The organism is Rhodococcus sp. 14-1411-2a, from assembly GCF_002259485.1.
GTDB lineage: Bacteria > Actinomycetota > Actinomycetes > Mycobacteriales > Mycobacteriaceae > Rhodococcoides.
On sequence record NZ_NPGA01000020.1, the window covers coordinates 494,148 to 519,607 of the forward strand.

The 25,460-nt window shown below is 65.6% G+C and carries 25 protein-coding genes; 10 read left to right on the plus strand and 15 right to left on the minus strand.

Annotation, left to right across the window (positions count from 1 at the left end; translation table 11 throughout):
* Window positions 1-96: 96 nt before the first annotated feature.
* A complete protein-coding gene (locus CH291_RS23265; protein ID WP_176460470.1) occupies window positions 97-1,368 on the minus strand; it encodes a uracil-xanthine permease family protein in 1,272 nt (423 codons plus the stop codon).
* A 22-nt stretch (window positions 1,369-1,390) separates the two neighbouring features.
* Window positions 1,391-3,121, minus strand: coding sequence for a phosphoenolpyruvate--protein phosphotransferase (locus CH291_RS23270; RefSeq protein ID WP_256980955.1), 1,731 nt, complete (start codon window positions 3,119-3,121; stop codon window positions 1,391-1,393).
* A gap of 171 nt (window positions 3,122-3,292) precedes the next feature.
* Between CH291_RS23270 and CH291_RS23275 the strand changes: the two genes are divergently transcribed.
* From CH291_RS23275 to CH291_RS23290, 4 genes are read left to right on the plus strand one after another with little or no spacing between them, the layout of a single operon-like run.
* Window positions 3,293-4,060: a DeoR/GlpR family DNA-binding transcription regulator gene (locus CH291_RS23275; protein ID WP_094688746.1), complete on the plus strand. Its 768-nt coding sequence runs from the start codon at window positions 3,293-3,295 to the stop codon at window positions 4,058-4,060.
* Complete coding sequence (locus CH291_RS23280) at window positions 4,057-5,067, plus strand: 1-phosphofructokinase family hexose kinase (protein ID WP_094688747.1); 1,011 nt, start codon at window positions 4,057-4,059, stop codon at window positions 5,065-5,067. The genes CH291_RS23275 and CH291_RS23280 overlap by 4 nt, the downstream gene beginning before the upstream one ends.
* A 9-nt stretch (window positions 5,068-5,076) precedes the next feature.
* Window positions 5,077-7,122, plus strand: a complete 2,046-nt coding sequence (locus CH291_RS23285) for a PTS fructose transporter subunit IIABC (RefSeq protein ID WP_094642043.1) — start codon at window positions 5,077-5,079, stop codon at window positions 7,120-7,122.
* A 41-nt stretch (window positions 7,123-7,163) separates the two neighbouring features.
* Entirely contained in the window at window positions 7,164-7,421 is a 258-nt protein-coding gene (locus CH291_RS23290) for an HPr family phosphocarrier protein (protein WP_068050678.1), read from the plus strand.
* Between the two features lie 98 nt (window positions 7,422-7,519).
* Here CH291_RS23290 and CH291_RS23295 read toward each other — a convergent pair whose 3' ends face one another.
* The 5 genes from CH291_RS23295 to CH291_RS23315 all read right to left on the minus strand — a co-directional run bounded on the left by CH291_RS23295 (window position 7,520) and on the right by CH291_RS23315 (window position 12,797).
* Complete coding sequence (locus CH291_RS23295; RefSeq protein ID WP_094688748.1) at window positions 7,520-8,623, minus strand: hypothetical protein; 1,104 nt, start codon at window positions 8,621-8,623, stop codon at window positions 7,520-7,522.
* A gap of 5 nt (window positions 8,624-8,628) precedes the next feature.
* The gene (gene hflX, locus CH291_RS23300) at window positions 8,629-10,179 is read right to left on the minus strand and encodes a GTPase HflX (protein WP_094642047.1); all 1,551 of its coding nucleotides are present in this window, start codon (window positions 10,177-10,179) and stop codon (window positions 8,629-8,631) included.
* Between the two features lie 79 nt (window positions 10,180-10,258).
* On the minus strand, window positions 10,259-11,128 hold the full coding sequence (gene dapF / locus CH291_RS23305; protein ID WP_094688749.1) for a diaminopimelate epimerase: 870 nt from the start codon (window positions 11,126-11,128) through the stop codon (window positions 10,259-10,261).
* A 24-nt stretch (window positions 11,129-11,152) separates the two neighbouring features.
* Window positions 11,153-12,082: a tRNA (adenosine(37)-N6)-dimethylallyltransferase MiaA gene (gene miaA, locus CH291_RS23310; protein WP_094688750.1), complete on the minus strand. Its 930-nt coding sequence runs from the start codon at window positions 12,080-12,082 to the stop codon at window positions 11,153-11,155.
* Complete coding sequence (locus CH291_RS23315; protein ID WP_094688907.1) at window positions 12,075-12,797, minus strand: class III extradiol dioxygenase subunit B-like domain-containing protein; 723 nt, start codon at window positions 12,795-12,797, stop codon at window positions 12,075-12,077. Before CH291_RS23315 ends, miaA begins: the two co-directional genes overlap by 8 nt.
* 151 nt (window positions 12,798-12,948) lie before the next feature.
* Here CH291_RS23315 and CH291_RS23320 point away from each other — a divergent pair, with 151 nt between their 5' ends.
* Window positions 12,949-14,436 carry a DUF349 domain-containing protein gene (locus CH291_RS23320; protein WP_094688751.1) on the plus strand — a complete coding sequence of 496 codons (1,488 nt, stop codon included), beginning with the start codon at window positions 12,949-12,951 and terminating at the stop codon, window positions 14,434-14,436.
* Window positions 14,437-14,480: 44 nt separating this feature from the next.
* Here CH291_RS23320 and CH291_RS23325 read toward each other — a convergent pair whose 3' ends face one another.
* The gene (locus tag CH291_RS23325) at window positions 14,481-15,068 is read right to left on the minus strand and encodes an Rv2732c family membrane protein (RefSeq protein WP_068050689.1); all 588 of its coding nucleotides are present in this window, start codon (window positions 15,066-15,068) and stop codon (window positions 14,481-14,483) included.
* On the minus strand, window positions 15,065-16,615 hold the full coding sequence (miaB, locus tag CH291_RS23330) for a tRNA (N6-isopentenyl adenosine(37)-C2)-methylthiotransferase MiaB (RefSeq protein ID WP_094688908.1): 1,551 nt from the start codon (window positions 16,613-16,615) through the stop codon (window positions 15,065-15,067). The genes CH291_RS23325 and miaB overlap by 4 nt, the downstream gene beginning before the upstream one ends.
* Before the next feature lie 249 nt (window positions 16,616-16,864).
* Here miaB and CH291_RS23335 point away from each other — a divergent pair, with 249 nt between their 5' ends.
* The 4 genes from CH291_RS23335 to CH291_RS23350 all read left to right on the plus strand — a co-directional run bounded on the left by CH291_RS23335 (window position 16,865) and on the right by CH291_RS23350 (window position 20,111).
* On the plus strand, window positions 16,865-17,593 hold the full coding sequence (locus CH291_RS23335) for an amino acid ABC transporter ATP-binding protein (RefSeq protein ID WP_170944851.1): 729 nt from the start codon (window positions 16,865-16,867) through the stop codon (window positions 17,591-17,593).
* 53 nt (window positions 17,594-17,646) lie between these two features.
* A complete protein-coding gene (locus CH291_RS23340) occupies window positions 17,647-18,477 on the plus strand; it encodes a glutamate ABC transporter substrate-binding protein (protein WP_094688752.1) in 831 nt (276 codons plus the stop codon).
* Between the two features lie 84 nt (window positions 18,478-18,561).
* Window positions 18,562-19,239, plus strand: a complete 678-nt coding sequence (locus CH291_RS23345; protein WP_094688753.1) for an amino acid ABC transporter permease — start codon at window positions 18,562-18,564, stop codon at window positions 19,237-19,239.
* Entirely contained in the window at window positions 19,239-20,111 is an 873-nt protein-coding gene (locus tag CH291_RS23350) for an amino acid ABC transporter permease (RefSeq protein WP_068050696.1), read from the plus strand. Before CH291_RS23345 ends, CH291_RS23350 begins: the two co-directional genes overlap by 1 nt.
* Before the next feature lie 106 nt (window positions 20,112-20,217).
* Here CH291_RS23350 and CH291_RS23355 read toward each other — a convergent pair whose 3' ends face one another.
* The 5 genes from CH291_RS23355 to CH291_RS23375 form a co-directional block, all read right to left on the minus strand.
* A complete protein-coding gene (locus tag CH291_RS23355; protein ID WP_068050697.1) occupies window positions 20,218-20,769 on the minus strand; it encodes a regulatory protein RecX in 552 nt (183 codons plus the stop codon).
* 12 nt (window positions 20,770-20,781) lie between these two features.
* On the minus strand, window positions 20,782-21,819 hold the full coding sequence (recA, locus tag CH291_RS23360) for a recombinase RecA (protein ID WP_008716921.1): 1,038 nt from the start codon (window positions 21,817-21,819) through the stop codon (window positions 20,782-20,784).
* A 197-nt stretch (window positions 21,820-22,016) separates the two neighbouring features.
* Window positions 22,017-22,208, minus strand: a complete 192-nt coding sequence (locus CH291_RS23365) for a DUF3046 domain-containing protein (protein WP_027496833.1) — start codon at window positions 22,206-22,208, stop codon at window positions 22,017-22,019.
* Window positions 22,209-22,218: 10 nt separating this feature from the next.
* A complete protein-coding gene (locus CH291_RS23370) occupies window positions 22,219-23,391 on the minus strand; it encodes a glycosyltransferase (protein ID WP_143545961.1) in 1,173 nt (390 codons plus the stop codon).
* A gap of 90 nt (window positions 23,392-23,481) precedes the next feature.
* Entirely contained in the window at window positions 23,482-24,120 is a 639-nt protein-coding gene (locus CH291_RS23375) for a TetR/AcrR family transcriptional regulator (protein WP_256980956.1), read from the minus strand.
* A gap of 223 nt (window positions 24,121-24,343) precedes the next feature.
* Between CH291_RS23375 and CH291_RS23380 the strand changes: the two genes are divergently transcribed.
* Window positions 24,344-25,240 carry a diacylglycerol kinase gene (locus CH291_RS23380; RefSeq protein WP_094642059.1) on the plus strand — a complete coding sequence of 299 codons (897 nt, stop codon included), beginning with the start codon at window positions 24,344-24,346 and terminating at the stop codon, window positions 25,238-25,240.
* Between the two features lie 13 nt (window positions 25,241-25,253).
* On the opposite strand, the gene CH291_RS26925 is transcribed toward CH291_RS23380, so the two are convergent.
* On the minus strand, window positions 25,254-25,427 hold the full coding sequence (locus tag CH291_RS26925; RefSeq protein ID WP_179276638.1) for a hypothetical protein: 174 nt from the start codon (window positions 25,425-25,427) through the stop codon (window positions 25,254-25,256).
* Between the last annotated feature and the right edge of the window lie 33 nt (window positions 25,428-25,460).

Below are 25,460 nucleotides of genomic sequence, written 5' to 3' on the forward strand. Positions count from 1 at the left end.
GCGGTCGTCGGTACGACTGACGTCACGCTCCAACAGTACGTTCGGGACGTCACGGAGGTCGATGACCAAAACGCGCGCGATTCGTGACCGACCCCGTTACCGTGCGCGTTTGCCCGCACTTCTCGCGAGCGCCGAGACGATCGGGTACCCGAGAAGGATGCCGACCGAACCCCACGCGATACCGCCGAGCTCGACCGATCCGACGGACAGCGTCAGGTCACCGATTCCGGCGACGAGCGCGGCAGCGACGACCATGAGATTGACCGGATCGGTGAAGTCGACCTTCGCGTCGGTCCAGATACGTACGCCCAGCAGCCCGATGAGGCCGTACAGAACCAGGGTTGCGCCGCCGATGACCCCGTCGGGCACGGTGAAGATCAGTGCACCGAACTTGGGCGAGAACGCGAGCACCGTCGCGGTGATCGATGCGACCCAGTACGCAGCGGTCGAGTAGACACGAGTGGCCGCCATGACGCCGATGTTCTCCGCGTAGGTGGTGGTTCCCGAACCGCCGCCTGCTCCGGCCAGCGTGGTCGCCAGACCGTCGGCGATCAAGGCGTCGCCTGCCACATCGTCGAGGTTCTTGCCGGTCATCGCGGCGACGGCTTTGACGTGCCCCACGTTCTCGGCGACCAGGACGATCACCACCGGCAGCGCCACGAGGATCACCGACAGCTCGAACGACGGTCCACGAAACTCGGGCAGACCGATCCAGCTCGCAGCGCTGAGTGCGTCGAGTCGCGGTTGCGCGATCCCTCCGGTGACTGCGGCGAACACCCAACCCACGACGACGCCGAGCAGAATTCCCAGTCGCCCGATCAGGCCGGGCCCCACCGCTGTCGCCAGCAGAATCGCGACCAGGGTGATGGCTGCGATCAGCGGCTGTGCCTCGAACGACGTGGTGGCGGCCGGTGCCAGGTTCAGCCCGATGAGCACCACGACGGCTCCGGTCACGACGGGCGGCATCGCCGCGTCGAGTACCCGCTGCCCTGCGAACTTCACCACGAAGCCCACTGCTGCCAGTACGACGCCCACACACAGGACGGCTCCGAGCTGGGCGGCAGGTCCGTTCGCTTGGGTGGCACCGAGCGGGGCCAGGAACGCGAAGGAGGAACCCAGGTAGCTGGGCACCCGGCCTCGGGTGATGAGCAGGAACAGCGCCGTCCCTATGCCCGAGAACAGCAGCGTCGTCGACACCGGAAATCCGGTGATCGTTGGAACCAACAGGGTCGCGCCGAACATCGCGACCACATGCTGCATACCGATGCCGATGGTGCGGGGCCACGTCAATCGCTCGTCGGGCGAGACCACCGCCCCGGCGTCGACGGTCTTTCCGTTTCCGTGCAGCGTCCAACCGAGAGTTCTCATGATGGAAGGCAACACTATTGGATCAGCCGAGAATCGCGCTCACTGCCTCGCGGGCAGCGGCGGTGCTGTCCGTTTTCAGGGCGGCCGCGGCCGCTTCCTTGCACTGAGCGAGCGTGACCGTTGCCAGTTTCGACCCGACATGCGCGACGGCAGCCGACGCAGCCGAGAGCGAGGTGATGCCGAGCCCTACCAGCACGCAGGCCAGCAGCGGATCGGCAGCGGCCTCACCGCAGACTCCGACGGGCTTGCCCGCCTTGGCTCCCGCGGCCGCGGTGTGCGCCACCAGCGCCAACACGGCCGGCTGCCACGGATCGGTCAGGCCGGCGAGCTGAGCGGACATGCGGTCGGCGGCCATCGTGTACTGCGCCAGATCGTTGGTACCGATGGACAGGAAGTCCACGTGCTCGAGGATGTGTTCGGCGAGCAGAGCGGCGGCGGGGATCTCGATCATGACCCCCGGAGTGAGTCCGCGCTCGCGGACGTCGGCAGCGAAATCCTTTGCCTCCAGCGCCGTCGCGATCATCGGAGCCATCACCCACGGGGAGGAATCGGTCGCCTTCGCGGCTGCTGCGATGCCGTCGAGCTGGCGGTACAGAATCCCTCGGTCGGCCTCGGCGATGCGGATGCCGCGAATGCCCAGTGCCGGGTTGGCCTCGTCGGGATGAGTGGCGAACCGAAGTGGCTTGTCCGAGCCGGCGTCGAGAGTCCGAACGACGACCTTCTTGCCTGCGAACGCGTCGAGTACCTGTGCGTAGATCTCGGCCTGCTCGTCGACGGTGGGTTCGGAGTCGCGGTCGAGGAAGCACAGCTCGGTACGAAACAGACCGACGCCGTCCGCTGCGCTCGACCGCGCCGCGCGAGCACCGGCACCGTCCTGGACGTTGGCGAGAATGTCGACTGCGTGGCCGTCGGCGGTGGTTCCGGGACCGACCCACTGGGATACCCGGTCGAGCTCGTCGCGGGCAGACACGACGGCAGCGCGGGCCGAGTCGGCGTCGGGTTCGAGATCGATGCGGCCGCTGGTTCCGTCGACGGATGCGTTCGTACCCGCGGCGATGTCGTCGAGCCCAGCCACGGCGACGATGCACGGAATGCCCAGCTGGCGCGCGATGATCGCGGTGTGACTGGTCGGACCGCCCAGCGAGGTGGCGAGTCCGACGATCAGGGTGGGGTCTAGACCCGCGGTGTCGGCGGGCGCAAGATCGTCGGCGAACAGCACCGACGGCAGCTCGGGTACCGGAACACCGGGCTCCGGAACGCCGAGGATCTCGGCGATGACGCGATCGCGAATGTCACGCAGATCGGTCACGCGCTCGGCCATCAGTCCGCCGAGCTGGGTGAACATCGCGGCGAACTTCTCCGTTGCCGCTGCCGTTGCCGTGACGGCAGAACTGCCCTTGGCGATCGAGGAGCGAGCGGCCCCGAGCCATCCGCGGTCGGTGGCCATCGCGGCGTTGGCAGACAGAACCTCCGAAGCAGCGCCGGTCGCGAGTTCCGCGCGACCGCGTAGTCGGGAGGCGACAGCATTCGCTGCGGCGTCGAAAATAGCCTTCTCGGCCTCCCGATCGGCCTCGGCGACCTCGCCGGTGTCGGCTGGGATGGACGGTCGGGCACCGGGACGAATGACGGGGCCGTATCCGACGCCGGGCACGACGGGTGTGCCGCGCAGTGTCGTCTGCGCTGCTCCGGCCCCGGCTGCATCGACTGTGGTGTCGGTGTGTCCGGTCGAAGCGGTGCTAACCGATCCCGTCATGTGGTCCTCCTCGGATCCTGCGTGAACAAAGGTCATCGCATCTGTTCGGCGAGCTGTGGCGTACTCACTCACTTGCCTGTGTTGTGACCGAGATTACTCCAAACCCTTGACATGTCAACACACACGGGCGTAAAACAACATAAAGCAACATCAACCGGGAAGGAGACGCAGGTGTACGCCGAAGAACGCCAACACGCCATCGCCGAACTGATCAGCACGCACGGCCGCGTCTCCGTCAACGATCTGTCGGCCACGTACGGCGTCACCACCGAAACCGTGCGACGCGATCTCGCCACCCTCGACCGAATGGGAGTCGTCCGCCGCGTTCACGGTGGAGCAGTACCCGCGTCCGCACTGACCACACTCGAGCCCGGCGTCTCCGAGCGAGAGTTCACCCGCGCCGACCAGAAGGACGCCATCGCAGCCGCGGCGTTGTCCTTCCTGCCACCGGTGGGCGGCAGTGCGGTGTTCGACGCGGGCACCACGACGGGCCGGTTGGCGGGCCTGCTTCCACACGACCGCGAGCTGACTCTGGTGACCAACTCGGTGCCGATCGCCGCGCGAGCCTCAACCATGCCGAGCGTGAGTCTTCGACTGCTCGGCGGGCGGGTGCGCGGAACCACCCAGGCTGCCGTCGGCGACGAAGCACTGCGCGCCCTCGAATGGCTACGGGTGGACGTCGCGTTCATCGGTACCAACGCCATCAGCGTCGGGCACGGCCTGTCCACCCCGGACAGCGACGAGGCAGCCGTCAAGCGCGCGATGGTCGATGCAGCCAACCACGTTGTGGTGCTAGCAGATTCGTCGAAGATCGGACGCGAGCACCTCGTCAGCTTCGCCCGAGTGCAGTCCATCGACGTCATCGTCACCGACAGCGACATCTCGAACAACGACCGTAAGAAGCTCAGCGACAAAGGAATCGAGGTGGTGATCGCATGATGGTCACACTCACGGCCAACCCGAGCATCGACCGCACGGTCACGCTCGACACACCACTGGTTCGCGGGGGCGTGCACCGGGCATCGACGTCGGTCTCCGACCCGGGCGGCAAGGGCGTCAATGTCGCTCGTGTCCTCGGCGGATCCGGAATCGACGCGATGGCCGTACTCCCGGCCAATGTCGGAGACCCGCTGCTCGACGCGATGTCCGACAAGGGCGTGCGGTACTCCGCCGTTCCGACGTCGGGGCCGGCCCGTACCAACATCACGGTGAGCGAGGTCGGTGGCACCACCACCAAGATCAACGAGCCCGGTGCGACGGTGTCGGAGCAGACCCGCACCGAGCTGCGGGAGCGAATCCTCTCTCTCGCAGTCGATGCCGAATGGGTGGTGCTCTCCGGTTCGCTTCCGCCCGGTCTGCCCGTCGACTGGTACGCCGAGCTCGTCACGGCGCTGCGTGCCACGTCGGCGAAAGTTGCGGTGGATACCTCCGACGAGCCACTGCTCGCTCTCGCGGCGGCCTTCCCGGCGTCGGCACCCGATCTGATCAAACCCAATTCCGAGGAACTCGCCCAACTCACCGGGTACGATTCCGAAGAGTTGGAAAGCGCAGCGGCGCAGGGTGATCCGACGGCTGCGATCGCAGCCAGCACCATCCTTCTCGGCCGAGGTGTCGGCGCGGTGTTGGCCACTCTCGGCAGCGCCGGAGCCGTGCTGGTCACCTCCGGCGGATCCTGGTACGCCAGCCCACCCCCGATCACCGCGGTCAGCACGGTCGGCGCAGGCGATTCCTCGCTCGCCGGCTACATCCTCGCCGACGCCGAGAACTGTTCCGACGCAGACAAACTTCGCCGCGCCGTCGCCTACGGAACGGCGGCAACCGCGCTTCCAGGCACCACGCTTCCACTGCCCGAGCAGACCCATCCGAATTCGGTGACGGTCCGTGCGCTCGACATCCCCACCTCCGTCAGCCCGTCCACGCTCTCCCCTTCTTCGAATCGTCTCTAGGAGTCCTCAATGTCCACCCCCACCGAAGATCAGCAGATCATCGCCGAGGATCTGATCCTCCTCGACGCCGATCTCGGCGAATCCAAGGAAGCCGTCATCGAACGCCTCGCAGGCGTTCTGGCTTCCGCGGGTCGCGCAACCGAGACCGATGCTCTGCGCGACGCCGCTCTGGCCCGCGAAGCGCAGTCGGCAACAGGCCTGCCCGGCGGAATCGCCATCCCGCACTGCCGATCCGAAGCGGTCACCTCGGCCTCGCTCGGATTCGCCCGACTGAACCCCAAGGTCGATTTCGGAGCCCCCGACGGCCCCGCCGACCTCGTGTTCCTCATCGCCGCGCCGGCCGGTGCCGGATCCGCACACATGAAGTTGCTTTCCAGCCTGGCGCGTGCCCTGGTCAAGCCGGAGTTCGTCACCTCGCTGCGCAACGCGTCCTCGGCAACCGAGATCGTCACACTCGTCGACGGCGTCATCAATCCTGCTGCCAAGCCGGCCGCGACGACCACTGCGGCAGCCCCCGTGTCGACCGCCAAGCACAGCGCGGCCGCCACTCCGGCCGAGGCCACTGCCCCGAAGCACATCGTCGCAGTCACCGCCTGCCCCACCGGAATCGCGCACACCTACATGGCTGCCGATTCCCTGGTCGCCGCCGGTGAGCGCGCCGGAGTCACGGTGCACGTCGAGACCCAGGGCTCGAGCGGCAGCACGCCGCTGGACCCGAAGATCATCGCCGGAGCCGAAGCAGTCATCTTCGCCACCGATGTGGGCGTCAAGGGCCGCGAGCGTTTCGCCGGCAAGCCCGTCATCTCCTCGGGCGTCAAGCGCGCCATCAACGAGCCCGACGTCATGCTCACCGAAGCCCTACGCGCTGCACTGAACCCGGACGCAGCTCGCGTCGGCGGTACCGCAGTGGCTGCCGGATCGAACGACTCCGCAGGTGAACTCGGCTGGGGCACCCGCATCCGCCAGATCCTGCTCACCGGCGTCAGCTACATGATCCCGTTCGTCGCGGCCGGTGGTCTGCTGATCGCTCTCGGCTTCCTGCTCGGCGGATACGAGATCTCCGGAGTTGCCGAGGACATCGTCGTCAACAACTCCATCACCTCACTGCCCGAAGGCGGAATCGCCGCCTACCTCGGTGCCGTGCTCTTCCAGATCGGCGCGCTGTCCTTCAGCTTCCTGGTGCCAGCACTGGCCGGCTACATTTCCTACGCCATTGCCGACAGACCAGGTCTGGCACCAGGATTCACCGCAGGTGCGGTGGCCGTTCTGGTGGGTGCAGGCTTCATCGGCGGTCTCGTCGGTGGTCTGATCGCCGGCTTCGTCGCACTCTGGATCAGCAAGTGGAAGATCCCCGCAGTTCTGCGCGGACTCATGCCGGTCGTCATCATTCCGCTCTTCGCCACACTCATCGTCGGCGCGATCATGTTTCTGCTGCTCGGCAAGCCACTCGCCGCGATCACCAGTGGACTCACCGACTGGCTCAACGGCCTCAGCGGTTCCTCGGTCATCATCCTCGGCATCATTCTCGGCCTGATGATGTGCTTCGACCTCGGCGGACCGGTCAACAAGGCAGCCTACGCATTCGCCACCGCAGGCCTGTCGGTCACCGACACCGCGTCGCTCCGCATCATGGCAGCGGTCATGGCCGCCGGAATGGTGCCGCCGCTCGCCATGGCACTCGCCTCGACCGTCCGCGCACGCCTGTTCACCGAAGCCGAACGCGAGAACGGCAAAGCCGCGTGGTTCCTGGGAGCTGCATTCATCTCTGAGGGCGCAATCCCGTTCGCCGCGGCGGACCCGTTCCGCGTCATCCCCTCGATGATGGCCGGCGGCGCAGTGACCGGTGCGATGATCATGGCGTTCGACGTCACCCTCAGCGCACCCCACGGCGGCATCTTCGTGTTCTTCGCGATCGGAAACATCCTGTGGTTCATCCTTTCGCTGGCAGCGGGCACCATCGTCTCGGCGTTCCTGGTCGTCTCGGCCAAGCAGTTCGTCAAGGGCAAGAACGCCCCGTCGGACGCCGAACTCGATCCCGCACTCGCCACCGTCTGACACTCGCTACGATCGCAACAACCCCACTACGAAGGAGCACCATGCCCAGCACCACAGTCGCCGTCGGATCCTCGATCGGTCTGCACGCCCGCCCCGCAGCACTGATCGCCGACGCCGTCGCCGAAGCCGGCGTAGACGTCACCCTCGCAGTGGCCGACTCGGAGCCGGTGGATGCAGGTTCGGCCCTGATGATCATGACGCTCGGCGCCACCAAGGGCACCGAAGTCACCGTCAGCAGCGACGACCAGGCCGCACTCGACAAGGTCGTCGCCCTCGTCGAAGCAGACTTGGACGCATAAGTCGTTCCGCAGGCTCCACTCCTGCGACGCATAGGTCGTTCCGCAGGCTCCACTTTTGCGACGCATAGGTCGTTCCGCAGGCTCCACTCCTGCGACGCCTAACGAGAGCGCATCGATCGCCGGACGGTGAATCCCACCGCTCCAGCGATCAGCACCACACCGGCAGCGACGGCCGCTCGGAACTCCCATTCCGAGTCCGTCGCTGTCGGCGTTTGCGGCGACCGATCTGCGCTCGAGGTCGGCGACACCGACTGCGGCGCACTGGATTCGGCGGCGGTGGGCTCCGGAACAGCGAGTTCGAGAGACCGCGCATCCGTGAATCGAAGAATCGGCGGAAGGCTTCCGTCCGTCGGAGCGTAACCCGCTTCCGACGCCAGGAGCAGACTTCCGTCGTCGAGGAACGCCAGTGCCTCGCCCTGCGGTTGATCGGGCAAAGCCGTCACTGCCCGCGGCGTGGCAGGATCGACCAGCGCGGACGCAATATCGCCATCGGACGAATCGAACAGGTACGCGTCGGTGTACGTGCGCACCGCGGCGACGGTGCCGTCGGCGCTCACCGCTCCCCCGGTCGCCAATATCGATCCGACCACGAACGGCGGCCCACCGACCGTGTCCGTTGCGGTGAACGCCAGATCTCCCACCTTGCGCATCGGCGTCGGCCCTGGACTGCTCAGATCGGTGACCGATTCGTCGCCTGCAGGTACGTACACCCCGCTCACGCCCGAGAGTTCCTTGGTGACGATCACCGGTCTACCACCGGGCTCGATCAGGATCGCCTCGGCGTCGTGTGCGCCGTCCGGGTAGGTCAGTCGGTACAGTTCGCCCGCACCCGATGCCGGGTCCATGCGCGTCAATGCCACTGTGTCGCGCCGCATCTGATTATCGCCGATGTCCGCCAACCACAGCGAGCCGTCGTACGACGTCAGGTCCTCGACGTCGTACGGGTCGACGGGAACGTCGATCCATCGCTCGACCGTGCAGTCGGCACCGAGCGCCGCGACCCGATCATCGGCTCCGCTGTCGCCGATTGCGTAGAGGACCCCGTCGATCGAGGTCAGGCCGGACAACTCGGCGAGACCAGGATCGGTTGGTCGACAATACGTTTCGGTCTCGATCGGAGCTGCGAAGGCAGGCCCCGAGAACGCGACCGTCGTCGCGACCGCAGCCGCGGCCGCTCCGCACACCACCAGCCGTGGCCCCACCGAGATCAGGCGGTGGGAACGGTTGCCGTGAACTCGACCAACGCTGCCGCGAGCGATTGCGGCACACGCGCTTCCACGCGCGTGCCCTCTTCCTCGTGGGTGGATTTCACGATCCGGCCGTCGGTGTGGATGCGCGCGACCAGATCGCCACGGGTGTACGGCACGAGTACGTCGACCAACACGTCCGGCTCGGAGAGGATCTCGGCCAGGTGATCTCGCAGGGCGTCGATTCCCTCGCCGGTCTTGGCCGAGACGAACCGGGCACCGTCGAGCAATCCGCGCAGCTGGGTCAGCTGTACCGGATCGGCAGCGTCGATCTTGTTGACCACCAACAACTCCGGCGGCATCTTCGCATCCTGCTCGCGAACAACCTCGGTGATCACCTCGCGCACGGCCTTGATCTGATCGATCGGAAGAGGATCCGATCCGTCGACCACGTGCAGCAGCAGGGTTGCATCGGTGACTTCCTCGAGCGTCGAGCGGAACGCTTCGACCAACTGAGTCGGAAGGTGCCGAACGAAGCCGACGGTGTCGGTCAGCACGATCTCGCGGCCGTCTTCGAGGGTCGACTTCCGCGTGGTGGGATCGAGGGTGGCGAACAACGCGTTCTGGACCAACACACCGGATCCGGTCAGGGCATTCAGCAGACTCGACTTGCCCGCGTTCGTGTATCCCACGATCGCGATGGACGGCACCGTACCGCTCAGGCGCTGTTCGCGTTTGGTGTCGCGGGCCTGCTTCATGCCCTTGATCTCGCGGCGCAGCTTGGCCATTCGCTCGCGGATGCGTCGACGGTCGGTCTCGATCTTCGTCTCACCCGGTCCGCGCAGACCCACACCACCGTTGCTTCCTGCACGTCCACCGGCCTGCCGCGACATGGATTCACCCCAGCCGCGGAGCCTGGGCAACATGTACTCCATCTGCGCGAAGGCGACTTGCGCCTTGCCTTCTCGCGAGGTCGCGTGCTGGGCGAAGATGTCGAGGATCAGCGCGGTGCGGTCGATGACCTTGACCTTGACGACCTTCTCCAGCGCATTGAGCTGAGCAGGCGTCAGTTCACCGTCGCAGATCACCGTGTCGGCACCGGTCGCAAGGACGATGTCGCGCACTTCCTTGGCCTTGCCGGAACCGATGTACGTCGCGGCGTCGGGCTTGTCGCGTCGCTGCATCAGCGCTTCGAGTACCTCCGAGCCGGCGGTCTCGGCGAGTGCAGCCAGTTCGGTCATGCTGGACTCGGCCTGCGCGGCCGTGCCTGTGGTCCAGACTCCGACCAACACGACGCGTTCGAGGCGCAGCTGCCGGTACTCGACCTCGGTGACGTCGGTGAGTTCGGTGGACAGTCCGGCCACTCGACGTAGCGCGGTGCGGTCTTCGAGCTGCATGTCGCCGGACGACGGGGAGTTCTCGTCGTTCAGTGGAGACCGAGCCAGTCGCCTCGACCATGCGTCGGACTCTTCGCGAGTCCAGGCGGATTCGGTTTCGGGAGCACCGTCGACCTCGTCGCGACTGTCGTCGACCGGTTCGCCCGCAGGGGATGTTTCATGTGAGTTCGTCATACGAGCTCCATGATCCACGAAAAGCCCAGCGTATGCACGCGGGTTTCGGTCCGGGCGGATGCCGAGGCCGGTGCGATCGTCAGGACTGAGCCTTCAGCCACCGGTCGTCGATCTCGCCGCGGGCCAGCAGCACCGACGGTCCGCGCAGAGTGGCACCGACGTGATCGATGTTCACGCGCACCCGACCGCCGAGCACACCGACGCTCACCTCCCCGGTCTCGAGGCCCTCGAAGGACAGCGCGGCTGCGGCCGCCGCCACGGTTCCGGTGCCACACGATCGCGTCTCCCCGACGCCGCGCTCGAACACGCGCATCTCGACGGCTCCGTCGTCGAGCCTGGTCAGGATCTCGACGTTCGCGCCGCGGGGAAAGAACTCGGAGTCCAGTGTCGGCGGCGCGGTCAAGTCGAGAGCGCCGAGAGATGCGCGCGTCAACGCACCGTCGACACAGGCCAGATGAGGGTTCCCGACGTCGATCCCGACGCCCTCGTACGTTCCACCCGCGAGGGTCACCGAGCTCGAGCCCATCAGCGTGACATCACCCATCGCCACGGTGACATCGGCGTCGGTGTCGTCGAACGAGTGGACGGTCACAGCGCGTGCACCGGCCCGCGAACCCACCACGAACTGGTCGCGTTGTTCGAGATCGTGCACCCGCAGATAGTGCGCGAACACGCGGACGCCGTTGCCGCACATCTCGGCGATGGTGCCGTCACCGTTGCGGTAGTCCATGAACCAGTCCTCGGGCTCGACACCCGACGGAATTCGATCGAGTACGCCTGCATCTCGGAGCACACCGGCCCGGGCGACGCGCAGAATGCCGTCGGCACCGAGGCCCTGGCGTCGATCGCACAACACCGAGACCGCCGACCTGGTGAGTTCGAGCTCGGCTGCCGGATCCGGCAGTACGACGAAGTCGTTCTGAGTTCCGTGGCCTTTGGCGAATTCCATGGCCGCGAGTCTACGTGGGCTCGGTTACGAGGGATCGATCGCGGACAGGGCGTCGGACATCAGCGTGGGCGACGCACCGTCGAGCCAACGGACACGGTCGTCGCGGCGAAACCACGAGCGTTGGCGTCGCACGTAGCGTCTGGTTCCGATGAACGTCCGTTCGCGTGCGAACTCGACGTCGTACTCCCCCGCCAACACGTCGAGAGCCTGCGCGTACCCGATCGCGCGCGACGCAGTGACGCCCTCACGCAGCCCCAGACCGAGCAGCCCCTCCACCTCGTCGAGCAGTCCGGTCTCGAACATCTGTCGCGTGCGCTCGGCGATCCGCTCGTCCAGTTCGGCCGTGTCGCGGTCGACTCCGAGCACCACCGTGCCCCAGCGAGGTGCGCCGATCTTCGGAGCCGAGGCCGCGAACGGCTGCCCCGTCAGCTCCACCACCTCGAGCGCCCGGACCATGCGCCTGCCGTCGGTGGGCAGTATCGACGCGGCAGCCTCGGGATCGGCGGCCGTCAACGCGCGATGGATCTCCTCGACACCGTCGCGTTCGAGGACTGCTTCCCACTTCGCCCGCACGACGGGGTCGGTTGCCGGAAAGGCCCACTCGTCGAGCAACGATTGCACGTACATCATCGATCCCCCGACGATGATCGGGCGCAATCCGCGCGATCTGATGTCCTCGACGTCGGCGACCGCAGCCGCTTGATACCGCGCGACCGTGGCGATGTCGGTGACCTCGAGCACATCGAGTTGATGGTGCGGAATCCCCCGCCGCTGAGCGACTGGCAGTTTCGCGGTCCCGATGTCCATTCCCCGGTACTGCTGCATCGCGTCGATGTTGACGATTTCGCCGCCGAATTTCTCGGCCAGATCGAGAGCCAGATCGGATTTACCTGCGGCCGTCGGGCCGATGATCGCGACCGGAGTCGTGGCCGGATCGCTCGCCCCGTCAGTCACGAGACCAGGTCCCCACGAAGTATCCGACGCCGAAGGGGGCACCTCGGTAGAGCTCCGTCGTCGTCTTCGCATCGGCTCCGGCGAGTGCTGCCAGCACCTGCCACGCCGCTCGGCCGCCGACACCGAGCGATGCGCACAGGTCCGGTTCCAGACCGGCCAACGCGTCGACGTCCGCTGCCGCGAGGGCATCGTCGATCCGGCGCTGGACCTCCTGGGCGCGCTCGTCGAACGATCCGGGGGCCTTCGGAGTCAGCGTGTTCGCCCCGTCTGCCAGCACCAGCACGCCCCAGCTCTCCGCCGAGGCGTCGAACTCTCGGCGCAGCTTCTCGCCGAACTCGGCGCACCACTCGGGGCTCGCATCGGCCGGGATCGTGCGGACCTCGACCGCGTCGTCGGGCGCAGCCACTCCTCGCAGCCACCCCGCGATCAGAACGGCCAGCGGCAGGTCCGGGTCTGCCGCAGTCTGATCCGCGGCGCCGGACAGGGTCACCACCACGTCGACTCCGAAGCCTCGCAACGTGCCGACCGTGGCCTCGCCGAACGTGGAGGACGTGCGATCGACGCCGACGGCGATCCAGCGGTCGACCGTCGACGTCAGGTGTGTCGTGGCGCTGACGGCGGCGGCCCGAAGATCTGCTGTCTCGGCCGCCCCCGCGCCCATCAGTTCGGGGACCAACAACGGCGGAGAGGGCACCAGGGCCGCGGCACGAAACACGAGCACCACGCTAGTCGCTGGTGCGACTTGGCCGGACGGGTCCACCTCGAGTCGTCTGAGCTGTTTCAATGGTCCGATCGGTCGTCACCTAGTTCAATGGTGTCCAGATCGCGATTGAGGCAGCCGTGACGCGCGGCAGAGATGAGGAACAATGACCGACCCGAACGCCGGTACCCCCACCACCCCCGAGGCTCCGTCCTCGGATGCACCCGCCCAGCCCCCCGGTGCCACCGCTCCCGATGCGGCGAACCACGGCGGACCCAAGCCCGGAGGTGGACCCAAGCCGGGCGGTGGACCGAAGCCCGGTGGTGGACCCAGGCCCGCGGGTCCCGGTACCGGTTCTCCTCGGCCCGGCGGTTCGGCCGGTGCCAAACCTCACCCCACGCCCTCCCACGTCCCCACGGCAATCCCGGCGGTCACGCCTGCGAGCGATCCCAGCAAGTTCGGCAGAGTCGACGACGACGGTACGGCGTGGGTGACCACCTCCGACGGCGAGCGGCAGATCGGGTCCTGGCAAGCCGGAGACGCAGCGGAAGGGCTCGCCCATTTCGGTCGGCGTTACGACGATCTGGCCACCGAGGTCGGTCTGCTCGAAGCTCGATTGACCTCCGGTACAGGCGACGCCAAGAAGACCAAGGCCGCAGCGTCCGCGCTGCTGGAGAGCCTGCCGACTGCGGCAGTGATCGGTGACCTCGATCTGCTCGCGAGGCGACTCGACGCGGTCGTCGAGCATTCGGACGCCGCAGCAGCGGTGGCCAAGCACGAGAAGGAGCTCGAACGCGCCGAACACACGGCACGCAAGGAAGCTCTCGCAGTCGAAGCCGAACAGATCGGCAGCGAATCGACCCAGTGGAAGCACGCGGGAGATCGGCTACGCGAAATCCTCGACGAGTGGAAGACGATTCGCGGGGTCGACCGCAAGATCGACGATGCCCTCTGGAAGCGGTACTCGAAGGCTCGGGAAAACTTCAATCGTCGCCGCGGCGCGCACTTCGCCGATCTCGATCGTGAGCGCGGTGCGGCCAAGACTCGTAAGGAAGAACTCGTCGAGCGGGCCAAAGCCCTGTCGTCGTCCACCGATTGGGGTCCCACCGCAGCTGCGTTCCGCGATCTGCTGGTGGAGTGGAAAGCATCCGGCCGCGCTCCTCGTGATGCCGACGACGCTCTGTGGAAGAACTTCAAGGCCGCACAGGACGTGTTCTTCGCCGCCCGTAACGCCGCGGCCTCCGAGCGGGACGCCGAGTTCGAGGCCAACGCCGAGGCCAAGGAAGCCCTGCTGGCCAAGACCCACATCGACCCGAGCAAGGACCTCGACGCTGCCCGCTCGGCGCTGCGCGATCTGCAGGACAAGTGGGATGCAATCGGCAAGGTCCCGCGCGAGAAGATGCAGGAACTCGAAGGCAAACTGCGCGCGATCGAGAAGTCGGTGCACGACGCGGTCGAGTCGCAGTGGCGTCGCTCCGACCCCGAGGCCGTTGCCCGCGCGGCCCAGTTCCGCGAACGGGTGGCTCAGTTCGAGGATCAGGCTGCGAAGGCGACCGCAGCAGGCAAGACCAAGGATGCCGAGCGTGCGCTGGCACAGGCGCAGCAGTGGCGCGAGTGGGCCGACGCAGCGGAGAACGCCGTCGACGAACTGTGAGTCGACGAACTGTGATTCGCTGATCCGGGGACGGCCGTTCGGGCCTACGGGGCCGAGTGGCCGTCCCACAGTCGGAGCTTCTGTTCACCCGACGCGGCCGCGATGCGTCGCTGCTCCTGGGCGGCGAGTTGGGCGTTCGTCTTCTTCCACACGGCCTTGAGCCAGTGGAACGTCAGAGCGATGACGGTGATCCACGCGATGATCAGGCCGATTCCCGGTCCGGCGCCCTGCACGTTGTCCGGCACGGTCTGCCGCGTCCAGATCGAGAACATTCCGTACACCGACGACACCGCACACCCTGCCAGGGCAGCCCAGGCCAGCGCCCAGATACGGGTGACGAGTGCGAGCACCGACATCACCACACCGAACGTGAGCACGAGCACGACGAAGACGCGCGACGGCAGTGCGATCGATTCGGCAACTGCGGCATCGCTGCCCGTGAGCACGTCGAACCCGCTGGCCGATCCGGTGTGCGGCAACGCGAACGTGAACAGCAGGACCATGACCAGCCCGGCCACCACCATGGCCCGCGCGCCCGGATCCAGTTCGGTCATCACCGCCCTCTCGGTCCGCCCGAGTTCCTCTGCGGATCGAGAGGGTACGACGCGATCGGGTCCGTCTGTCTCTGTCATGCGGTGCATCCTGTCTCTGGCGTCAGCGGCGCCGGTGCGCCGATCGAGGGAAGTCCGAGGCCGACGCCGATCGGTGCAGTCTTCGGCATCACTCCGCGTTCGTGGGCATCGCCTGCTGCCGTACGCCGGTGGGTGAGCACGCCGGCATCGGCGATGAGGTGGTACGGGGCGGCTGCAGTGAGTGTGGTCGTGACGACGTCACCCGGACGAATCTCGCTCGCCCTGACGGCGTCCACGGCGAAGTGGACGAGTCGGCCGTCCCTGGCTCGCCCGCTCATCCGATGGGTTGCTGCGTTCTTGCGACCTTCACCGGTGGCGACGAGCAGTTCGACCTCGGTACCGATCAGCGACTGGTTGGCCGCGAGAACGATCTCCTCCTGCAACGCGATCAGCCGCAGATACCGTTCTTGCACAACCTCTTTGGGTACCTGGTCGGGCATGTCGGCCGCCGGGGTGCCCGGACGCTTCGAGTACTGGAACGTATAGGCGTTGGCGAACTTCGCCCGTCGCACCACGTCGAGGGTCTGCTCGAAGTCGTCCTCGGTCTCGCCGGGGAAGCCGACGATGATGTCGGTGGTGACAGCCGCGTGCGGCATGGCCGCACGCACCTTGTCGATGATGCCCATGAACTTCGTCTGCCGGTAGGACCTGCGCATGGCCTTGAGGACACGGTCCGATCCGGACTGCAGCGGCATGTGCAGGGTGGGGCAGATGTTCGGGGTCGACGCCATGGCCTCGATGACGTCGTCGGTGAACTCGGCGGGGTGCGGCGACGTGAAGCGCACCCGCTCCAGCCCCTCGATCGAGCCGCAAGCGGTCAGCAGCGAGGCGAACGCGCCGCGATCACGGGGCATGTCCGGATCGGCGAACGAGGCACCGTACGCATTGACGTTCTGGCCGAGCAGAGTCACCTCGAGGACGCCCTGATCCACCAAAGCCTGTACCTCGGCGAGGATGTCACCCGGCCTGCGGTCGATTTCCTTGCCGCGCAATGCGGGGACGATACAGAACGTGCAGGTGTTGTTGCAGCCCACCGAGATCGACACCCAGCCGGCGTAGGCGGATTCTCGCTTCGCGGGAAGGGTGGAGGGAAAGGCCTCGAGCGATTCGAGAATCTCGACCTGCGCATGTTCGTTGTGCCGGGCGCGCTCGAGCAGAACCGGCAGCGACCCGATGTTGTGGGTGCCGAAGACGACGTCGACCCACGGTGCCTTCTCCACGACGGTGTTGCGGTCCTTCTGCGCCAGGCAGCCACCGACAGCGATCTGCATGTTGGGATTGCGCGTCTTCGCGGGCCGCAACATGCCCAGGTTGCCGTAGAGCTTGTTGTCGGCGTTCTCGCGCACCGCGCACGTGTTGAACACGACCAGATCCGCATCGGTGCCCGAGTCCGCCGGCACGTAGCCCGCTTCCTCGAGCAGTCCGGACAGCCGCTCCGAATCGTGGACGTTCATCTGACAACCGTGCGTACGCACTTCGTAGCTGCGGGCACCTGCCGCCGACCCGTCGGTGAGCGGTACGGGCTCGGTAACCCCGCGTTCGGTCACGTCCACGGTCGGAAAAACACTCGTTTGCACCCCTCCAGGGTACGTCCACCGCACCGACCGACACGCCGGGGTCGAGGGCTCCACCGGAGACTGTCCAGGGCCGATGCAGACCGTCAGTAAAGTTTCCATTACATAATCGAAGATGACGGGCGAAAACACCGGTCGGCGAGGAAACTACGCATAGGGTTTCGATCTATGACGCACGCCACCGACGCGCCGGCATCGACTCCCCCGCCGGGCGCACCTTCGATGATCTCGCTCAAATCCGTCGACAAACATTTCGGTGATCTGCACGTCCTCAAGGACATCAACCTGGAAGTGCCGGCCGGACAGGTCGTCATCGTCGTTGGTCCTTCCGGATCGGGCAAGTCGACCCTGTGCCGGACGATCAATCGGTTGGAACCGATCGATTCCGGTGCCATCGAGGTGGACGGAGACCTGCTCCCCGCCGAGGGCAAGGCCCTGGCCGCACTGCGTGCCGACGTGGGCATGGTGTTCCAGTCGTTCAACCTGTTCGCGCACAAGACGATTCTGCAGAACGTCATGCTCGCGCCCATGAAGGTGCGCAAGCAGAAGAAGGACGAGGCAGAGAAGAGCGCATTGGCTCTGCTCGAACGCGTGGGCATCGCCAACCAGGCCGACAAGTACCCCGCCCAGTTGTCCGGTGGTCAGCAGCAGCGTGTCGCCATCGCTCGATCTCTCGCCATGAACCCCAAGGTGATGCTGTTCGACGAGCCCACCTCGGCCCTCGACCCCGAAATGGTCAACGAGGTACTCGACGTCATGACCTCGCTTGCCAAGGAGGGCATGACGATGCTCGTCGTCACCCACGAGATGGGCTTCGCTCGCAAGGCAGGCGACCGCGTCATCTTCATGGCCGACGGAGCCGTCGTCGAGGACACCGATCCGGAGACGTTCTTCAAATCCCCCAAGTCCGAACGAGCCAAGGACTTCCTCGGCAAGATTCTCGGCCACTGACCCGCTGCACCGTTCATCCCATTCACCCCACCCGATCCTTAAGGACATTCACAGTGAGAATCACCCGCCCGATCCGCCTCGGAGTTGCCATTGCAGCTCTGTCCATCGTTGCGACCGCCTGCGGCGGCGGCGAGGAAGCTCGCACCATCTCGACCAGCGCCGAGTCCGGCAACCTCATCGTCGGCATCAAGTTCGACCAGCCCGGCCTCGGGCTGCGCAACCCCGACGGCACGTTCAGCGGATTCGACGTCGAGGTGGCCAAGTACGTGGCCGGTCAGCTGGGTGTCGACGAAGCCAACATCGAGTTCAAGGAATCCCCCTCGGCCCAGCGCGAGACGCTGATCGAGAACGGTGAGGTCGACTACATCGTCGCCACCTACTCGATCACCGATACGCGCAAGGAAAAGGTCGGTTTCGCCGGACCGTACTTCGTGGCGGGACAGTCACTGCTGGTGAGCCAGGACAACACCGACATCACCGGTGCCGATTCGCTCGAGGGCAAGCGTCTGTGCTCGGTCACCGGCTCCACCCCGGCCCAGAACATCGCCGACGAGTACCCGGGTGTGCAGCTCCAGCCCTTCGACACGTACTCCGCCTGCGTCGAGGCACTGCGCAACGGCACCGTCGATGCGGTGACGACGGACGACATCATCCTCGCCGGCTACGCCGCACAGTCTCCCGGACAGTTCAAGGTGGTCGGTGAGCCGTTCACCACGGAGAACTACGGCATCGGCCTGAACAAGGACGACACCGAAGGACGCAACCAGATCAACGACGCCATCGAAGAGATGGTCTCCAGCGGTGCCTGGGAGCAGGCCTTCAACGACACCGTCGGCGCATCGGGCTACCCGCTTCCCGCCGCGCCGACAGTCGACCGCTACTGATCGACTCGATCGTCGTGTCCCGCAAGCCTCGCTTGCGGGACACGACGGTTCGATCTCTCCGAGCCGTGAGGATCAACAAGCACCGTGAATCTATTGAGCAAGTACGGCGATCAACTGATCGAAGCATTCCTGACGACGATCTATCTGACATTGGCATCACTCGTCGGTGCGCTGATCATCGGAACCGTCGTCGCCGCCATGCGGGTATCTCCTATTCCGATCGCACGCGGAATCGCTGCCACGTACGTCACCATCTTTCGTAACACTCCGTTGACCCTGGTCATCCTGTTCACCTCGTTCGGCCTGTTTCAGACAATGGGCGTCTCTCTGGCGTCTCAGTCGTCCCCTACGGGCCTCGACGACAACAACTTTCGCCTGGCAATCCTCGGTCTGAGCATCTACACCGCGTCGTTCGTCGCCGAATCGCTGCGGTCCGGAATCAACACGGTCCCGGTCGGTCAGGCCGAAGCGGGTCGCTCACTCGGCATGACGTTCACACAGAACATCTCCATCGTCGTTCTGCCACAGGCATTCCGAGCCGTGATCGGACCTCTCGGCAGCGTCGTGATCGCGCTCACCAAGAATACGACCATCGCATCGGTGATCGGCGTCGCCGAGGCGTCGTTCCTGATGAAGAACATGATCGAGAACGAGGCCGCGATCTTCGTCGTCGGTGGCATCTTCGCACTCGGGTTCATGATCCTGACGCTCCCGACCGGGTTGCTGTTCGGCTACATCAGCAAGCGATTGGCGGTGTCATGATGAGTGATGCAGTAGCAGTTCTGTACGACGTCCCGGGCCCGAAAGCGGTACTGCGATACCGCATTCTGACCGTGGTCGTTGCAGTCGTCTCGCTGGGGATCGCGTTTCTGATCTACCGGGCGCTCGACTCGAAGGGGCAGTTGACCGCTGAGAAGTGGGATCCGTTCCTCGAATCGACCACGTGGACCACCTATCTCCTGCCCGGTATTCAGGGCACGCTGGTGGCAGCGGCCCTGTCGATCGTGTTCGCCCTGATCCTCGGTGCCGTACTCGGTATCGGCAGGTTGTCCGATCATCGAGTGGTCCGCGTGATCAGTGGCGCATTCGTCGAGGTGTTCCGCGCCGTTCCGGTGCTGATCCTGATGATCTTCCTGTACGCCGTCTACGCCGACTACGAGGTCTTCAAGGTCAAGTACCTGGCCTTGGCTGCGGTGGTCACGGGCCTGACCCTGTACAACGGTTCGGTCATTGCCGAGATCGTGCGTGCCGGCGTCAACTCCCTGCCCAAGGGCCAGCGCGAAGCCGCGTCGGCGTTGGGCATGCGCAAGAGCCAGGTCATGCTCCTGGTTCTGCTCCCCCAGGCCGTGACCGCCATGCTTCCGGCGATCATCTCGCAGATGGTGGTGGCACTGAAGGACTCGGCGCTGGGTTACGTCATCGGTTACGTCGAAGTCGTCCGTTCCGGGCAGCAGGTGGGCGCGTTCTACAGCAACTACCTGCCGTCGTTGGTGATTGTCGCCGTCATCATGATCATCATCAACTCCGCTTTGACGAAGCTGGCCACCGTGGTGGAACGTCGTCTGCGTTCTCGCAAGCGCAAGGCCGGCGCGACTGAAGTGGTTCCGGCTCTCGACGGTGGTCAGGCAGCCTGACCACACGACACTGAAACTGGTCGAGGCCCTCGACAAGTAAGGCCCGCAACACCGATGGTGTTGCGGGCCTTACTGTTTCTCGACGGCACCGGCTCGAGGTGGACGATCACATCGAGTCGGGGCCGTCGAAGTCTTCGGTATCGGCACCTGCGCAGTCGAGCTGCTCTTTGACCACTGCGAATGCCATCGACTGCGAGTAGCCGCGGCGGGCGAGCATGCCGACCAGCTTGCGCACAACCTTGTCTCGCTCGGTTCGAGCATCGGGTCCGCTGGGATCGGGCAACTGCAGCGTGCGGAATCGCTTGCGTATCAACTCGGCTGCGCGCTGACGCTCGTCGTCGGCATCGATCAGATCGAGTGCATGCACAGCGAGTTCGTTGCTGACTCCCTTGTTGCGGAGCTCCATGCTCAATGCACGTTTACCCTTGCCGGAGTACTTGTGCCGGGACTGGACCCACTGCTGAGCGAAGGATTCGTCGTCGACCAGCTTGGCCTTCTCGAGCCGGTCGAGAACGGCGTTCGCGATCTCTGCGGTGAAACCCTTCTTGGCCAGGCTCGCTTCGAGTTCGTGCCTGCTGCGCGCTCGGTCGGTCAGCAACCGAAGGCAGACATCTTTCGCCTGCGCCTCGGTGCCGCCGCCTTCGTCTCGCTGCTGCACAGCGACAACAGGTTAGAAGTCGACCGGAGCAGCTGCGGGCTCCTCTGCGGTGACGTCCGCGCCGATCTGCAGCTTCTCCATGATCTTCTTCTCGATTTCGTCCCGCACGTCCGGGTTCTCGAGCATGAACTTGCGGGCGTTCTCCTTGCCCTGGCCGAGCTGGTCACCTTCGTAGGTGAACCACGAACCCGACTTACGGATGAAGCCGTGCTCGACGCCCATATCGATCAACGAGCCTTCGCGGCTGATGCCCTTGCCGTAGATGATGTCGAACTCGGCCTGCTTGAACGGCGGTGCCACCTTGTTCTTGACCACCTTGACCCGGGTGCGGTTACCGATGGCATCGGTTCCGTCCTTCAGGGTCTCGATGCGGCGAATGTCGAGACGAACCGAGGCGTAGAACTTCAATGCCTTACCACCGGTGGTGGTTTCGGGTGAGCCGAACATGACGCCGATCTTCTCGCGCAGCTGGTTGATGAAGATGACGGTGGTGCCCGAGTTGCTCATGGCACCGGTGATCTTGCGCAGCGCCTGGCTCATCAGGCGGGCCTGCAGACCCACGTGGCTGTCGCCCATCTCACCCTCGATCTCGGCGCGCGGTACCAATGCCGCCACCGAGTCGATCACGAGGATGTCGAGAGCACCCGATCGGATCAGCATGTCGGCGATTTCGAGAGCCTGCTCACCGGTATCGGGCTGCGACACCAGCAAGGCATCGGTGTCGACGCCGAGCTTCTTCGCGTAGTCCGGATCCAGAGCGTGCTCGGCGTCGATGAAGGCAGCGATGCCGCCGGCTCGCTGAGCACTGGCCACTGCATGGAGGGCGACGGTGGTCTTACCCGAGGATTCCGGACCGTAGACCTCGATGACACGTCCACGCGGCAACCCTCCGATGCCGAGTGCCACGTCGAGCGCGATCGATCCCGTGGGGATGACGGCGATGGGCTGTCGGACCTCGTCACCGAGGCGCATCACCGAGCCCTTGCCGAAGTTCTTGTCGATCTGCGCAAGTGCGAGATCGAGCGCTTTGTCGCGATCGTATGCAGCCATCGTGAGCTCCCTGTGTCGTGTCGTTCAGCTGTGTCGTATCGATCAGCTTTGTCGTCGGTAACGCTAGAACGGGGTACCGACAAGAAGTTTCTCGAGACCGCTCAGCAACCGTTGATATCAGCATAGGGGAACACGTGTTCGAGTCAACTACCTCGGCTTTCGACACGCCGGAAAAGATCGACCGGACCGGTGCGGTACTACCAGCGCTCTTTCGGAACGTCGAACTCGTAACAGATCGAGCGCCACACTTCTCGCGGGTCGACGCCGTCCTCGATGGCCTGCGCTCCGGTGCGACCGATGCCGGACAACACATGATCGGCCAGCAGGGAGTTTCCTCGAACGGAGCCGAACTCCTCGGTGAGGAGTTCACGAAATTCGGTCAGACGCACAACGACAACCCTAGCGCCCGCTCCGTGGACCGCTGCGGGCGAGCACGTGACGACACACCGACACCGGATCCTCGACGGACTGCGACCCGTCCGCCGCCGCCCCCGCTGCCCGGGCGAAACGCGGATCGGACAGCACCGTGGCCACCGCGTCGGCGATCGAGGTCGGCGTCGGGGGTCGTACGATGACCGCACTCCCCTGCCGGGCGGCCCGATTCGCCAGCTCCCACTGATCACCACCGCCGGGGACGGCCACCACCGGAACGCCGTGGACGAGAGACTTGGCCAGCATGCCGTGGCCACCGCCGCATACCACCACATCGGCACGGCGCAGCAATTCGTCCTGGCGGCCGAGGCCTGCGTTCGCCCAGCTCGGGAGAGCGTCGGGACCTCCGTCGAGAACGGAGGCCACGACCCGCACCCCCTTGCCGTCCAACCCTTTCAGCGCCATCTCGAGCATTCCTTCCGCACCGGTGAAGGCGGTCGACGGCGCGACCATCACCAGCGGTGTCGAGCCGTCGGGAGCATCGAGCAGGTCGTCCGTCGGCTCCCACAGCAGCGGGCCGACCACGTGCGCCTCCGCCGGCCAGTCGGGACGGTGCACCTCGAGCGCGGGAATGGTGGCAACGAGCCGAGCAGCGGGGCCCGGGTCCTCGGCAGGCAACCCGATGCTCGTCCGTGCGTTGGAACGCTGTACGCGCCCCTGAGCGATCGAGCGTGCCGTCAACGCGCGCATCACCACATCGCGCAGCCTGCCGCGAATCCCGATACCCGGAGCCAAGCCACTTCCGATGGGAGGCAACCCTTTCGAGGGCGAATACAGAGGATGGGGCGAGAGTTCGACCCAGGGGATACCGAGACGCTCGGCGGCCATGCCACCCCCTGCGGTGAGGATGTCGGACACGACGAGATCGACGTTCTCCCGCTCGAGGTCGGGTAGCAACTCGGTCGAGACGAACGCCGCCCGAGAGTGGATCCGTTGTCCGGCATCGAGATCGTCGTCTTCCGGCCGCGGTGCGAGTCCACCCAGCGGAAGCGCTCGCAGCCCCGCGGCGTGCGCGGCGGGTACCCAGCGGCTACCGGTGAAGAGGATCGGTTCGTCGCCGGCCGCGCGGAAGAGCAGAGACAGGGCGATCGCCGGAAAGGCATGCCCCGGATCGGGCCCGGCCACCACTGCTACTCGCACCGACCCAGCGTGCCACACTCGAGCCGTACCGCTCGACGTGTGCCGAGATGAGGTTGCGAGAGGGGCGGTCAGGTCAGGACGCAGCCTCGTTCACGCACCCTCGGGTCGCAGATAACGGTCGACGGCTAACGCCATCTGGCGTGTGACCTCGGCACCGGACACCCGCTCGGACACCATCTCCGCGGACTGGACCGCAGACTGCACCATCAGCAACACCAACGTGGCCAGAGTGGTGGGATCCCCCGGACGAATCGAGGAATCACGTTGTCCGGCAACGACCAGAGAAGCCAGTGCATCGATGATCAACGCCTGACTGGTTCCGAGCCGATGCAGAATGTACGTGGCGAGCACGTCGGAATCGGAACGCAGAATCTTCACGAAAAGCGGATGGAGTCGAATGCGGTCGGCAACGTCACCCACGGCAGTCACGAGCTGATCACGAGCCGGCGCCGAAGCGTCGAAGCTCGGAATCAGGGCACCGATCTCTCGCGTGAGCAGGCTCGAGACCACAGCTCGTGTATCGGCCCATCTTCGGTACACGGTGGGCCTGCTGACCTTGGCGCGACGCGCGATCTCGGCCAAGGTCGTGCGCTTGACTCCGTGTTCGAGGATGCAGGATCGGGCCGCGTCGAGAACGGTGTTCTCGACCGACTTCTCGGGAGCGGCGGTCCCGGACGACGACTGCGGGGGCTCCGACGAGACAGGACTCGACACCGGCTGCTCGATCACGTGCCACCTTTCTCGATTCGGACAAAAAGACCGTATTACGCGTAGTAACAGTCTATTTCGTTACAGTACCTCACGGTTACACGCACATCGGGCCGGAAGATCGCTACTAACACGCATGCGCAATCTGCATCGGGGGCATTCGACCAGGAATCGCGTCGGTCACCACCACGACAATCGTCGACCCTGGCAAGCTGATCGATGTGATCGAAAAATCGTTGCGAGCATGACCCGATCGGTGACGGTGTTGACCAACCCGATGGCCGGCGGTGGGCACGCGGGGCACGCCGGACGGTGCGCCGTGGCTCGACTGCGGGAGCGTGAACTTCACGTCACGGCCATCGAAGGCCGCACACCCGGGGATGCGTTGACTTTGCTCGAGAAGGCAGTCGGCAGCGGTACGGACGCGGTGGTCGCCGTCGGCGGCGACGGGCTCGTCAATCTCGTCGTCCAAGTACTGGCCGGCACCGACGTCCCGATGGGCCTGATCCCGGCCGGTACCGGCAACGATCTGGCACGGTCTCTGGGACTGCCTCGTGGCGATGCTGTTCACGCCGCCGACATCGTCGCCGACAACGTCACCCGCGCAATCGATCTCGGACGGATCGGCGAGCGCTGGTTCGCCACCGTCCTGTCCAGTGGGTTCGACTCGCTGGTCACCGAGAGGGCCAAGCGACTGCGCTGGCCACGCGGACCGCTGCGGTACAACGCAGCGATGATGCTTCAGCTGGCGTCACTCCGAAAGCTGCCGTACGTCATCGAACTGGACGATGCCGAGCTTCGTCTCGACGCCACCTTGGTCGCTGTCGGAAACGGCAGAAGTTACGGTGGCGGGATGGTCGTGTGCCCCGCCGCGCTCGTGGACGACGGCCTTCTCGACGTCACCGTCATCCGAGGGGTGAGCCGGACTCGACTGCTCGGACTGTCCCCCACGCTCTACCGGGGAACACACATCGACCGGCCCGAGGTGGACACCTACACCTCGACGCAGGTCACGCTGCGATGCGACGGAATCGTCGCCTATGCGGACGGTGAGCGAGTCGCCGAACTACCTGTCACCGCGCGTTGCGTGCCGCGGGCACTTCGGGTGTTCGTGAATCAGGATTCCGTGGCTCGCGGGTGACCGAGCCGCCGCGTCAGAACTTCAGCGACGAGCGATCGTTGTCGGAGGAGATCGCCTTGTACAGCCATACCAGGCCCAACACGATCGCGCCGGCCACCACGAGCCAGAAGACACCCTTGATGATGGTGCCCAGAAGCGCGAGCGCAATCCAGATCAGAACGATGAATCCCAGTACTTTCCAGAACATGAGTGCTCCTACCGTGTCGCCGCGCACCGTGTC